The 12651-nt window shown below is 68.0% G+C and carries 12 protein-coding genes and 1 pseudogene; all 13 read right to left on the reverse strand.

From position 1 onward, the window contains the following. Positions 1 to 328: 328 nt before the first annotated feature. Positions 329 to 664, reverse strand: coding sequence for a DUF2784 domain-containing protein (locus ACNO8X_RS20910; protein WP_418002543.1), 336 nt, complete (start codon positions 662 to 664; stop codon positions 329 to 331). A 234-nt stretch (positions 665 to 898) separates the two neighbouring features. Beyond that, a pseudogene (locus tag ACNO8X_RS20915) lies at positions 899 to 1273 on the reverse strand (hypothetical protein); the annotation flags it as partial. Positions 1274 to 1283: 10 nt separating this feature from the next. Then, the gene (locus ACNO8X_RS20920; RefSeq protein WP_133763079.1) at positions 1284 to 2087 is read right to left on the reverse strand and encodes a DivIVA domain-containing protein; all 804 of its coding nucleotides are present in this window, start codon (positions 2085 to 2087) and stop codon (positions 1284 to 1286) included. 268 nt (positions 2088 to 2355) lie between these two features. After that, on the reverse strand, positions 2356 to 2649 hold the full coding sequence (locus ACNO8X_RS20925; protein ID WP_043403156.1) for a YggT family protein: 294 nt from the start codon (positions 2647 to 2649) through the stop codon (positions 2356 to 2358). 122 nt (positions 2650 to 2771) lie between these two features. Then, on the reverse strand, positions 2772 to 3410 hold the full coding sequence (locus ACNO8X_RS20930; protein ID WP_418002544.1) for a cell division protein SepF: 639 nt from the start codon (positions 3408 to 3410) through the stop codon (positions 2772 to 2774). Between the two features lie 65 nt (positions 3411 to 3475). Continuing rightward, complete coding sequence (locus ACNO8X_RS20935) at positions 3476 to 4279, reverse strand: YggS family pyridoxal phosphate enzyme (RefSeq protein ID WP_418002545.1); 804 nt, start codon at positions 4277 to 4279, stop codon at positions 3476 to 3478. Next, a complete protein-coding gene (gene pgeF / locus ACNO8X_RS20940; RefSeq protein ID WP_418002546.1) occupies positions 4276 to 4986 on the reverse strand; it encodes a peptidoglycan editing factor PgeF in 711 nt (236 codons plus the stop codon). Before pgeF ends, ACNO8X_RS20935 begins: the two co-directional genes overlap by 4 nt. 31 nt (positions 4987 to 5017) lie before the next feature. Beyond that, positions 5018 to 6196 carry a cell division protein FtsZ gene (gene ftsZ / locus ACNO8X_RS20945; protein ID WP_043403167.1) on the reverse strand — a complete coding sequence of 393 codons (1179 nt, stop codon included), beginning with the start codon at positions 6194 to 6196 and terminating at the stop codon, positions 5018 to 5020. A gap of 238 nt (positions 6197 to 6434) precedes the next feature. Then, positions 6435 to 7427 (reverse strand): cell division protein FtsQ/DivIB, encoded by a 993-nt coding sequence (locus tag ACNO8X_RS20950; RefSeq protein ID WP_418002547.1) that lies wholly within the window; start codon positions 7425 to 7427, stop codon positions 6435 to 6437. Next, a complete protein-coding gene (gene murC / locus ACNO8X_RS20955; protein ID WP_276555723.1) occupies positions 7424 to 8833 on the reverse strand; it encodes a UDP-N-acetylmuramate--L-alanine ligase in 1410 nt (469 codons plus the stop codon). The genes ACNO8X_RS20950 and murC overlap by 4 nt, the downstream gene beginning before the upstream one ends. A 38-nt stretch (positions 8834 to 8871) precedes the next feature. Further along, a complete protein-coding gene (murG, locus tag ACNO8X_RS20960; RefSeq protein ID WP_418002548.1) occupies positions 8872 to 10023 on the reverse strand; it encodes an undecaprenyldiphospho-muramoylpentapeptide beta-N-acetylglucosaminyltransferase in 1152 nt (383 codons plus the stop codon). Between the two features lie 13 nt (positions 10024 to 10036). After that, complete coding sequence (ftsW, locus tag ACNO8X_RS20965) at positions 10037 to 11758, reverse strand: putative lipid II flippase FtsW (RefSeq protein WP_418002549.1); 1722 nt, start codon at positions 11756 to 11758, stop codon at positions 10037 to 10039. Positions 11759 to 11988: 230 nt separating this feature from the next. Then, the gene (locus ACNO8X_RS20970; protein ID WP_418002550.1) at positions 11989 to 12651 is read right to left on the reverse strand and encodes a DUF5642 family protein; all 663 of its coding nucleotides are present in this window, start codon (positions 12649 to 12651) and stop codon (positions 11989 to 11991) included.

Here is a 12651-nt window from a genome sequence, read left to right on the forward strand (position 1 = left end):
TCGCATCGACGCAACAAGCGTGAAATGTGGGGCGCGAGTGCGCGCATCGACTGCGAACCCACGCACCTACTGACTTGACCTTTTGAACCCTCGGTTCACACTCAACGCCCCGTGGAAAGTACATGAGTGCAATGTCCTGACGGTCTGCCGCTGGTTACTGCACTCAGGGACGTCTGGCGGCCCGAATAGATGCCTGAGCTCAATCACGGTGGTGTCGACGGCTCGAGATTGCAGTCACGTATCTCTGGCCGAGCTCGTCGCTCCGGGCGAGCGGGGCCGCCCGACCCGTTGACTCTGCGTTGATGCAGGCAAATCGCGGTGACCAGCACTACTGAGTTCTGTCGACCCCTCGACGCCGAAACCAGCCCACCCAGGCGACGAGCACCACGACGACGGCGAGCACGCGCACCACATTCGTCGCCGAGGCCGGATAGAGCACGCCGGTGATGTAGTGGGCGATGAATCCGTCTGGCGGCAACTGCGCCATGCCGGCGGGCGGGCGGGCCCACCGTTCAACGTCGGTCAGTGGACAGTCGACGCCCCAGGCGGTGCTGCCGATGCCCCACAGCACCGCGGGTACGTGCAACCAGATGACCCACGGCCAGTGCCAGGTCAGGAAACCGCCGAACACCATGAAGGCGATGAAAGAAAAATGCACCGCCACGACGGCCACCACAACCAGCAGTGGGAATCCCGTCGTGACGGTGACATCGGTTGAGACTGGGAGCGCCAGGGCTCAGGCCTTCTTGGCTTCGTCCTCGTCCGCTGTGGCGTCTTCGGTAGCTTCGGCTTCAGACTCGTCGGTTTCGTCGGCGTCTTCAGCCGCGGCGTCCTCGGACTCTTCGGCAGCCTCGGGTTCCACGGACTCTTCCGGGGCCTCGTCGACGGCCTCTTCGGCTTCGGCCTCGGGCTCATCGCCGTCGGCCTCGTCAGACTCTTCGGCCTCTGCTTCGCCAGCTTCAGCCGCGTCGACGTCGTCTTCCGAAACCGCTTCGGCGACAACCGTTTCCGGTTCGGCCTCGGGCTCATCCTCGGGGTAGTCCTCGGTGGCCACCACAGCGGTATCAGCGGCGGCATCGTCACCGGCAGCATCGGATTCGGCCGCCGCCTCACCGCCGCGCGAGCGTTCCCGCAGCGCGTCGACGATGAGCAGCAACACTCCGATGACGCTGGCGCCGATGCACACCCAGGCGATCAGCTCATTGCTGGTGACGATTGCGGTCACCAGCGCTGTCAGGCCGATGAGGGCAAGGACCAGGGCAATGATCAGCATCGGTCAGCCGTCAGCTGTTGCCCCGGTTGAACTGGCCGAAGCCAGCACCCTCGCCGCCGGCCGCCGAGTCAGCCGGTGCGGCAGAACCGCGCTGGCCGAGCTCTTCGAGCTGGGACTCGAGGTAGGTCTTGAGGCGGGTGCGGTACTCGCGCTCGAACGTGCGCAGCTGCTCGAGGCGGCCTTCCAGCACCGTGCGCTGCTGGTTGATGTTGCCCATGATCTCGGTGTGCTTGCGCTCGGCGTCGGCCTGCAGGGCGTCGGCCTTGTCCTGGGCCTGACGCAGCTGGGTGTCCGAACGGGTCTGCGCGTCGGCCAGCATGGCCTCGGCGCGGGCCTTGGCGTCGGCGACCGTGGTCTCGGCGGTGTGCTTGGCATCGCTGACCAGAGCATCGGCCTGGGCGCGGGCGTCGGCGAGGGTCTTGTCGGCCTCGGCCTTGGCCGAACCGGTGAGGCGGTCGGCGGTGTCCTGGGCCAGGCTCAGCACCTTGGCCGCGCGGACGTGGTGGTCCTCGCCGACCGGCGCGGCCACGGGCGCGGCGACCGGGACGGGCGCTGCGACGGGCTCGGGCTCCGGCTTGGGCTCGGGCTTGGTGAACACAGGTGCCGCGACCGGCTGTCCGGTCCGGGCGGACTGGAGCTCGGCGTCGAGCTCGGCGACCCGCTGCCGCAGATCGCTGTTCTCTTCGATCAGCCGGGTCAGCTCGGTTTCGACGAGATCGAGGAATGCATCGACCTCGTCCTCGTTATAACCGCGCTTGCCAATCGGCGGCTTGCTGAATGCGACGTTGTGGACGTCAGCCGGAGTTAGCGGCATCTTCTGCCCCCTTGCAGTCTGGACCGTCAATCGGTGTCAAAGTGTAGAGCGATCAAAGTGTAGAGCGATCGTGGAGTAACTGGCGTCCATCCTGTCACAGCAGACCCGTCGGTTGCAGGCGAGGGCCGGAATTAAGAACGAATTTCAATGTTTCATTGGAATTCGCGGGCGCCACCCGACGCTCGGCGCCAATAGACCTAAACAGAGAAAGCGCATTAATTACATAAATGTAATTAATGCGCTTTCGCAGGTCAGGGGAACGTCGCGCTCAGGCACCGACCTGATCGAAAGACAGCCGCATACCGATGAACACCACCATGAGCAGCACCACGATGGATAGATCGACCCGGACCGGCCCGATGGTCAGCGGAGGGATCAAGCGCCGCAACAGCTTCACCGGAGGATCGGTCATCGTCATGATCGCTTCGAGGATCACCACCGTCAGCCCTCTCGGCTGCCAGTCCCGGCTGAATCCGCGAATGAACTCCACCACCACACGGGCGATCAACAGGAGCCAGAAGACGAACAGCGCAAAACCCAGAATGTCGAAGAACAGGGTCAATGCAACAGACCTCACTAGCGCGGGAAAAGCGCCGACCGGTGTCGGCGCTTGAGCACGAGCCTACCTAACGCAGACCCCTCCGGCCGGGGGCCGAAGGGGTCTTGCGTAGAGCTGCGTAGGGACTACTGGTAGCTGTAGAAGCCCGCCTCGGCGATCCGGCGACGCTCTTCGGCGCTGACGTCGACGTCGGCCGGCGACAGCAGGAACACCTTGGTGGCGACCTTGTCGAACGACCCGCGCAGCGCGAAGGCCAGGCCGGCGGCGAAGTCGACCAGGCGCTTGGCGTCGGCGTTGTCCATCGACACCAGGTCCATGATCACCGGGGTACCGTCGCGGAAACGCTCGCCGATGGTGCGGGCCTCGCTGTAGTCCTTCGGCCGCAGCGTGGTGATCTTGGCCAGGGCGCTGCCGGCCTCGAACAGCTCGGCCATGCGGCGGGGCTCCATGGCGACGGCGCCACGAGTGGCGCCACGCAGGGTGTTGAAGCGCGGGCGCTCGAACTCACGCGGCCCGCGAGCCGGCATCTCTTCGTAGCCACCGCGGTAACCCATTGGGGCGCTTTCGTATTCGCGGCCCATGCGGTCGTCGTAGCCGCGCGGCTCGCCGCGGCCGTAGTCGTCGTCCTCGAAGCGCTCCTCGCGCGGGCGACGCGGGGGCGCGTAGGCGCGCGCGGGACGGTCTTCGTCGTCGTAGTACTCGTCGTCATAGTCGTCCATCGGCGCCATACCGAAGTAGGCCTTTACCTTGTGCAGTGTGCTCATCGGATGCCCCTAGCTAAGAATGTGGTGTCTGGTGACTGTGATGTAAGTGTGACTGGAGTGACTACTCATGGTGACGTTAGAGGACGCGGTCCCATTAGCGCGGTACCGACACGCACACACGTTGACCCGTGTCGCACCGCGATTTCCAGGTCGTTCGACATGCCCGCGGACAACCCCAACCGCTGCGGGTATTGCGTTTGGACTCTGAGCAATTCAGCCTCCAGCCGCGCAAACTCCTCGTCGGCCGCACTGGCCAGCGGCGGGATCGCCATCAGGCCCGCCAAACCCAGGCCCGGGGCGGCGTGCGCGGCGGCACACAATTCGTCGACCAGGTCGGGCCGGTCCACCCGCACGCCGCCGCGGGCCGGATCGCCGTCGAGGCTGACCTGGATGTAGACCTGCAACGGCTCGGACCTGCGGCCTTGGTCCAGCGCCTCGACCGCGCCACGGGACAGTGCCGCGACCAAAGGCGCGGTGTCCACCGAATGAGCCGCCGACGCCCAGCCGGCGACAGCCCGTGCTTTGTTGCGTTGAATTCGGCCGATCATGTGCCACCGAATTGGCGAATTCGACTCTATGTTCGATGACGCATCCAACAATTCCCCGGACGCTGTGATCAATTTCCTGTTCGATAGAGCGTTCGACACCTCAGCGACTTTGCTCGCGGCTTCCTGCTCCCGCGATTCGCCGAATGCCCGGCATCCCAATCCGAACAGCGCGACAACATCAGTCGCCGGAAAGAATTTGGTCACCGGAAGAAATTCGATGTCGGCCCGATCCCGGCCGGCAGCCGCCGCCGCAGCGTCGATCCGCGCCTGAATCCGGGCCAGCGACGCGGCCAGTTCGGCCTCGCGCGGCACGCTGCTCATTCCATCCACACCACCGACGCCAGCCGCCCGGTCGGCGCGCCACGTCGGTGACTGAACAGATTCGGATCGTCGACCGTGCAGCGCGGGTCGATGTCGATGGCCTTGATACCCAACCCCGCCAGCTGCTTGGCGATGCCGGCCCGCAGATCGAGACCCACGGTGCCGCGGGTGGTGGTGGTGATGCTGCCGGGCAGCACGGCCTCCACGTCGTCGGCCATCTCGTAGGGCACCTCGTAGTTGCGTCCGCTGACCGCAGGGCCGAGCAGGACAGTGATGTCCTCGAGCTGCGCGCCGAGCTTCTGCATGGTCTCGACTGCCCGCAGCACCACGCCACCCGCCGCACCGACGCGTCCGGCGTGCACGGCGGCCACCACACCCGCGCGCGCATCACCCAACAGCACCGGCACGCAATCGGCCGTGATCACCGCGAGCGGCAGCCGTGGTGTCGCGGTGACCAGAGCGTCGGTGTTGTCGTAGGCTCCCCCGGCTCCAGTTCCAGGGCCCTCGACAACTTCGACATGGTCACCGTGCACCTGGTTCATCCACACCAGCGGGCCGTGCCCGATGGCATCGGCCAGCCGAGTCCTGTTGGCCGACACGGCCTTTGGATCATCGCCGACGTGGTCACCCAGGTTGAACGTGTCGAACGGGGCCTTGGAGACCCCGCCCGCACGCGTCGTAGTCACTCTGCGGATACGGAACGTCACGATTCCAAGTATCCGCGTCGCGCAGTCACAATCAGTGCTTCATGAAGGGCGGCACATCGACGTCATCATCGTCGTCGCCGCGACCACCAACACTCACCGTCACACCGTTGGTCGCTGCCGGCACGCTGCCCGGATCGGTCCCGAAGGCACCGAGCTTGCCCGCGCTGGCGGCCGAGAACGTCTGGGCCCGATGGGCGCCACCGGCGGCCGACGCGGCGGCCGCGGCACCGGGCACCGCCGAGGTGACCGGCTTGCGGCTCTGACCGGCGGTGTCGAAACCGGCCGCGATGACCGTGACCCGGACCTCGTCGCCCAGCGAATCGTCGATGACGGTTCCGAAGATGATGTTGGCCTCGGGGTGTGCGGCGTCCTGCACCAGCGACGCGGCCTCGTTGATCTCGAACAGGCCCAGGTCGCTGCCACCGGCCACCGACATCAGCACGCCCTGGGCGCCGTCCATCGAGGCTTCCAGCAGCGGCGAGTTGATGGCGATCTCGGCGGCCTTGAGGGCACGACCGTCGCCGCGGGCCGAGCCGATGCCCATCAACGCGGTACCGGCGCTGCTCATGACGCCCTTGACGTCGGCGAAGTCGACGTTGATCAGACCGGGCGTGGTGATCAGGTCGGTGATGCCCTGAACACCGTTGAGCAGCACCTCGTCGGCGCTGCGGAACGCATCCATCAGCGAGACGGCGGCGTCGCCCATCTGCAGCAGGCGGTCGTTCGGGATGACGATCAGGGTGTCGCAGCTCTCGCGCAGCGCCTGGATACCCGTTTCGGCCTGGTTCGAGCGGCGCTTGCCCTCGAAGGAGAACGGACGGGTCACCACACCGACGGTCAGCGCGCCGAGCTTGCGGGCGATGCCGGCGACGACGGGAGCGCCACCGGTGCCGGTGCCACCGCCCTCACCAGCGGTGACGAACACCATGTCGGCGCCGCGCAGCAGCTCCTCGATCTCGTCCTTGGCGTCCTCGGCAGCCTTGCGCCCCACCTCGGGGTCGGCACCGGCACCCAGGCCACGCGTCGAGTCGCGACCGACGTCGAGCTTGACGTCCGCCTCACTGAGCAGCAGCGCCTGTGCGTCGGTGTTGATCGCAATGAACTCGACGCCGCGAAGGCCCTGTTCGATCATGCGGTTGACGGCGTTGACGCCGCCGCCGCCGACACCAATCACCTTGATGACGGCGAGGTAGTTATGCGGGGGTGTCATGTGTCGTCTTCCTCCCTGGCTCGGTTTGTCCGGAGCAAAACTTCTCGAATTAAAACCCTAAACCTCAACCATAGGGTTAGAGTTATGTCAAGTTGTTCCGCGCAAACAGAACGGTAGGGTGCCGCCGCGCCGCTGCCGCGCAGGCGCGCCGAGAGTTCACGCGTTTTTTCTCGTGCCCAGGGCAAGCGAAGCGACGGGAAATGGCCCCAGTCGAGCGAAACGACTCAAAACGGATGAGCTACTTCACAGTCGGCAGGTCAGGACTGGACACGTCATAGGTGTGTCCCGGCTGAGTCAGCAGCGCCCCGAGCTTGAGGGCCTTCTCCTCGGTGCGGTCGGTGGTCCCCCAGATGACCTCGCGACCGTCGTTCAGGGTCAGGGTGACGCCGGCGACCGACGGCGCCCCGACGCGGGCGACCTGGCCGAACACCTCGGGACGCAGTGACAACAGCACCTCGAGGGCGGCGAGGGTCGCGGGATCCTTCGGTCCGGGGTTGTCGGCGTCCAGGAACGGCAGCCCCTGCGGCGGCGGCTCGGTCGCGAAATCCACGCCGTCCCGGTCGAACAGGTGCGGACCGTCCGGATACTCCTTGGCCGCCACCGGAACCCGCTCCACCACCGTGATTCGCAGGGTGGACGGGTACTCCCGCTGGACCCGGGCACTGGCCACCCGCCGGATGGTGGCCACACGTTCGGCCACCGCGTCGGTGTTGACCTGCAGCAGAGGCGTGTCCGGTTTGACCGCGGCCGCCAGCGTCACCTCATCCTCGGTCAGCGTCGCCACGCCGGTGACCACCGTGTGGCGGACCGCCATGATCGGCGTGAAGTACAGCACCAGGCCCAACGTGACCGCGACGACGGCCGTCACCGCCGACCACAGCAGCAGCTTCAGCCCGCGGATGACGCCCCGGGTGGGCGCCTTGGGCTGCTCCGAGAGGCCGGCTGCCCGGCGCCGGGCCTCCTGGCGCGCCTGTTCCAGTGCCCTGGCCCGGTCCAGCGCGATCCGGCGTTCCTCCCGCTCGCGCCGGGCGCGGCGGCGGGGACCCTCATAGTCGGGTGACGCCGGATCGACCGACGCGGCGTCGGCGTCCTCGGCCGCGGGCTCGTCAACCGCGGTGTCCGGCTCGGCGGCCTCAGCTGCGACGTCCTCCGCCGCATTTTCTTGCACCAGGTCGTCCTGCGCCGCAACAGGTTCCGGAACCGGCTCCCCCGAGCCGTCCTCCACCGTCACGGCGTGGGCCGTCCCGGAGCTGCGCGGTCGGCCTTGGCCTCCAGTGCGGTCAGGATCTCGCGACCCAGCAGGGTGACGTCGCCGGCGCCCATGGTGACGATGACATCACCGGGCCCGGCCTTGGCCGCCACCTGCTCGGCGACCGCGGAGAAGTCCGGCACGTAATGCACCGGGGCGGAGACGTGTTCGACGATGCTCGCGCCGCTGACGCCGGCCATCGGGGCTTCCCGCGCGGCGTACACGTCGAGGACGAACACCTCGTCGGCACGATCCAGCGCCTGGCCGAATTCCTTCGCGAAAGTCTTTGTCCGCGAATACAAGTGGGGCTGGAAGACCACGATGGACCGCGATGTGCCTGCCACTGCCCGCAACGCATCGAGCGTCGCCCGGACCTCGGTGGGATGGTGCGCGTAGTCGTCGAAAACCCGGACGCCGTAAGCGGTTCCGACCGACTCGAAGCGCCGCCGCACGCCTTCGAAACCGGTCAGGCCGTCGAGCACGGCCTCCGGATCGGCGCCGGCTTCCCGTGCCGCCAGCAGCGCGGCCAGGGCGTTGAGCGCCATGTGCTTGCCCGGCACCGACAGCCGCATGCCGCGCCGGTGTGGCTCGCCCGCCAGCTGAACGGCCGCTACCCCACCGGTGCCCTGCTGCTGCCAGGTCAGCAGCGTCGCTTCCAGATCCGTGCGCTGCCCATTGCCCATGCCGTACCGCAGCACCCGGACACCACGTTCCGCCGACCGCTGGGCCAGGGCTTCGGCACCCGGATCGTCGGCGCACACCACGAGCGCACCGCCGGGACGCAGCCGAGCCACGAAGTCGTCGAACACCGCGGTGTAGGCCTCGACGCTGCCGAAGTGATCCAGGTGATCGGCCTCGATGTTGGTCACCACCGCCACGTCGGGGGTGTATTCGAGCAGCGAGCCGTCGCTCTCGTCGGCCTCGGCGACGAAGCAGTCACCGCTGCCGTGGTGCGCGTTGGTACCGGCCTCACCCAGGTCGCCGCCAACGGCGAACGACGGGTCAAAACCACTGTGCTGCAACGCCACAATGACCATCGAGGTGGTCGTGGTCTTGCCGTGGGTGCCGGTCACCAGCACCGAGCGGTAGCCGTTCATCAGCTTGGCGAGCACGACCGGACGCATGATCACCGGGATGCCGCGCCGCTGGGCCTCCACCAGCTCCGGGTTGTCCTTGGGGATCGCGGCGTGCGTGCTGACCACGACGGTCGGGCCGCCGGGCAGCATGTCCAGCGACGACGCGTCGTGCCCGATCCGGATTTCGGCGCCGCGCGCCCGCAGCGCCGCCACACCCCGAGATTCCTTGGCGTCCGAGCCGGACACCAGGCCACCGCGGTCCAGCAGGATCCTGGCGATACCGGACATGCCGGCACCGCCGATACCGACCATGTGCACCCGAGCCAGCTCGGGCGGCAGCTCGCGCGCCGTCACCGGATACCCGCTGCCACGTCCAGCGCGATCTGCGCCACCCGCCGCGCCGCGTCGCGGTGGCCGGCCAGCGAAGCCGCCGTCGTCATCTGATCCAGTGCGGCGGTGTCGCCCATCAAAGTTCCGATCCGTTCGGTGACGAAGTCCGGGGTCAGCTCGGCGTCCTCGACCAATAGGCCGCCGCCGGCATCGACCACCGGGAGTGCGTTGAGTCGTTGTTCGCCGTTGCCGATCGGCAGCGGGACATAGACCGCGGGCAGACCGACCGCGCTGACCTCGGCCACGGTCATGGCCCCGGACCGGCAGATGGCCAGATCCGCTGCCGCATAAGCCAAATCCATGCGATCGAGGTACGGCACGCCGACATACGGCGCGGCCCCCGGTACCGGCTCCGGCAGCTCGAGGGTGTTCTTGCGCCCGTAGGCGTGCAGGACCGAAACGCCTTGCGCGGCGAGGTTTTCGGCCGCGCCGGAGACGGCACGGTTCAGCGATTGCGCACCCTGGGAACCGCCGAACACCAGGAGCACGCGGGCGTCGTCGGCGAAACCGAAGAATTCCCGGGCCTGCGCACGCAGCGCCGCCCGATCGAGCGAGGTGATCGATTCCCGCACCGGGATGCCGACGACCTCGCTGCCCTTGAGACCGGAATCCGGCACGGCGGCCAGCACCCGGCGCGCGGAGCGGGCGCCGACCCGGTTGGCCCAGCCCGCGCTGGCGTTGGCCTCGTGCACCACGACCGGAATGCGGCGACGCCGGCGCAGCCCGCCACCGCGGGCGGCCAGGTAGGCGGGCAGCGAGACATAGCCGCCGAAGCCCACGACGACGTCAGCCTGGACCGAGTCGAGGACCTCACGTGTCTCACGGACAGCGGCACGAATCCGCAGCGGCAGCCGGGCCAGGTCGGCAGAAGGCTTGCGCGGCAACGGAACCGGGGTGATCAGCTGCAGGTCGTAGCCGCGTTCGGGCACCAGCCGGGTTTCCAGCCCGCGGGCCGTGCCGAGAGCCGTGATCCGGACGTCAGGCCGCAGCGCCACCAGTGCGTCGGCGACCGCCATCGCGGGTTCGATGTGACCTGCGGTGCCGCCGCCGGCCAGAACCACCGAGATGCCGTGAGTTCCCCCGTCGCTGCGCTCGCCTCGACCCGAACTCACACCAACTCCTGACTCACCCGTACCGCTGACCTTCCAATGTGCGGACTCTCGGGTCCGACCGGCGCGGATCACGTCGCCCGTGACCCTTCGGGTCATCATTTTGCCTTGTCCGCCGTCCGGCGCCGTCGGCCGGTACGGGGTTTCGGCGGCTGTGGCCCGATCGCCGGTCGGGTTCTTCGGTGCGTCGTGCCCGCCTCGGTGCGTCGGCGCGGCGCTGCCGGGCCGGCGGTTCCTGCCTGACGGCCTGCCGGGTGGGGCGTGCCGACTTCGTGGGCCTGGCCGGCTTGGTGGGTTGGGACTGCCGGGCGGCCGGCTTGCGGGCGGGCTTGTCGCCGCGGCCACGCATCCGGTCCCGGGCCGAGTCCAAGGTGGTCGGCGAGTATGGCACCGGCGGCGGCAGTCGCAGGATCCGGTTCATCCGATCGTCGCGGCCGGCCCGCAGGGCGGCCACCGCCTCGGGTTCGTGGCGCGCCGCATTCGCGATCAGGCCTATCAGCAGAAGTGTTGTGGCCGTTGCTGTTCCACCTGCGGAGATGAGCGGCAGCTGGATGCCGGTGACCGGCAGCAGGCCGAGCACATAGCCGACGTTGATGAACACCTGACCGACCACCCACAGCGTCGTGGTGGCGGTCAGCAGCCGCAGGAACGGGTCGACCGACCGGCGGGCGATCCGCATACCGGTGTAGGCGAAGAGGCCGAACAGCGCGAGCAGGCCCGCCGCACCGATGAAACCCAGCTCCTCGCCGATGATCGCGAAGATGAAGTCGTTGTGCGCGTTGGGCAGGTAGTTGAACTTGGCGGTGCCCTGCCCCAGCCCGTCGCCGAACATGCCGCCGTTTGCCAGCGCGTACTTGGCCTGCCGCGACTGGTAACCGATGCCCTGCAGGTCGGAGTCGGGGTCCAGCCAGGCCCGCACGCGGTCGGAGCGGTAGCCGGCCGAGACGGCTAGCACCGCGGCCGCGCCGACCGCGGCGACCAGCGAGGTGAGGAACAGCTTCAGTGACAGACCGGCATACCAGAGCAGGCCGAGCAGGACGATGCTCACCGACACCGTCTGGCCCAGGTCGGGCTCGGCGACGATCAGCGCGAGTGCCAGCACCGCCGCGGGCAGCAGCGGGAACAGCAGCTCCTTGAGCCCGGCGTGCTCCATGCGGCGGGTCGCGAGCAGGTGGGAACCCCAGATCGCGAAGGCGATCTTGGTCAGCTCGGACGGCTGCATGGAGAAGCCGGCGACGACGAACCAGCCGCGGGCACCGTTGGACAGGTGGCCGACGCCCGGGATCAGCACCAGGGCGATCAGCACGAGGCTGACGATGAACGCCGGCAGCGCCATCCGGCGCATGAACGCGATGGGCAGCCGGAGCGCGATATAGAACGCGACGAGGCCGATGATCGTCCACAGCACCTGCTTGGCGAAGATCGTCCAGGGCGAGCCGTCCTCGTCGTACGAGTGCACGCCCGACGCCGAGAGCACCATGGTCAGCCCCAGCGTGATCAGCAGTGCCGCGCACGCGATGACCAGGTGGAACGACGTCATCGGTCGGCTCAACCAGGCCCCGAACCGAGCCCGGGGACCCTGCCGCTGGGGCTCGGCGGGCTTGGCGGGCTTGGCGGCCGCGGTTTTGCCCGCGTCTTTGCCGGAGTCAGACGACGCGCCCTCGTTCGTCTCGTCCGGAGCCTTCGGATCTTCCGGGCCGGCTTTGCTCCGGCGAAGCTTTGCAAGGATGTCCGGCATGTGACTACCCGACCTCGTCATTCACATTGGTCACAAAAACCACAACTGTCCCTTGCATCCCAAAATCCTCCCCTGTCACCGCCGTCGGGGGCGGCACATCCGGCGCGTGTCGCCGGAATGGGGTGATTTGCCAGGAACCTCACACATCACAAGGTCACGAATGTGCGGCCAGTGCGTCATCCTGGCCGGATCCGTGGGCTGTGGGCACGCTCGCGGCGCCGCGCGCGTGGTCAGCTCTTGAGCGCGGCGACCACTTTGACGAGCAGGTCCTTCGCCACCTGCGGGTCGACGTCGGCCTGGACGACGGCCACGGTCTTGTCGCCCATGACCGCGGTGTAGGTGGCTTCCTCGATGGACTTCCCGTTGGCGGTGATGTGCGCCTGCACGCCCATGGTCTTCGCCCCCGCGATGTCGGGGCCGGGGACGCGGTCGACCGTCGCGGTGACACTGTCGGTCGTGTCGACGGTGATGTGATCGCAGCCGGCGTGGCCGAGTTCGCCGGCGTTCTTGGCCGCCTCCGCCGCCACCACGATGATGGTGTGGCCCTCCTGGTTGCTGCCGACGAATCCCTCGGCCTTGGCACCGACGCCGGCCGGCGCGAGCGGCTTGAGCAGCGACGCGCACTCGGCGGGTGTGACGACCGACGGCGGCGTGGTGGTGAGCGCGCCGACACCGGGAGCGTCCAGCTTCTCCTGGGTGACGGTGTCCTGCTCCAGATCCATGGGGTCATAGCCCGCCGGCAGGCTGCTCTTGACGCCACCGACCTTCGAGATGTCGTACTTCGCCGCGGCCTGGCTGGTGCCGGACTTGCCGTCCGAACCGCCGCAGCCGGCGATCAACACCGCACCCGACAGCACGACAACGGGCCCGACCAGGTATTTCTCGACATTCAT

The organism is Mycobacterium sp. PDNC021 (assembly GCF_048282635.1).
GTDB classification, from domain to species: domain Bacteria; phylum Actinomycetota; class Actinomycetes; order Mycobacteriales; family Mycobacteriaceae; genus Mycobacterium; species Mycobacterium llatzerense.

Bases quoted from the DNA above. Each gene is read 5' to 3' on its own strand.
- ACNO8X_RS20920 (WP_133763079.1), bottom strand. From the start codon at position 2,087: ATGCCGCTAACTCCGGCTGACGTCCACAACGTCGCATTCAGCAAGCCG.
- ACNO8X_RS20930 (WP_418002544.1), bottom strand. From the start codon at position 3,410: ATGAGCACACTGCACAAGGTAAAGGCCTACTTCGGTATGGCGCCGATG.
- ACNO8X_RS20935 (WP_418002545.1), bottom strand. From the start codon at position 4,279: ATGAGCAGCGTGCCGCGCGAGGCCGAACTGGCCGCGTCGCTGGCCCGG.
- ftsZ (WP_043403167.1), bottom strand. From the start codon at position 6,196: ATGACACCCCCGCATAACTACCTCGCCGTCATCAAGGTGATTGGTGTC.
- murC (WP_276555723.1), bottom strand. From the start codon at position 8,833: ATGGTCGGTATCGGCGGTGCCGGCATGTCCGGTATCGCCAGGATCCTG.
- ftsW (WP_418002549.1), bottom strand. From the start codon at position 11,758: ATGCCGGACATCCTTGCAAAGCTTCGCCGGAGCAAAGCCGGCCCGGAA.
- ACNO8X_RS20970 (WP_418002550.1), bottom strand. From the start codon at position 12,651: ATGAATGTCGAGAAATACCTGGTCGGGCCCGTTGTCGTGCTGTCGGGT.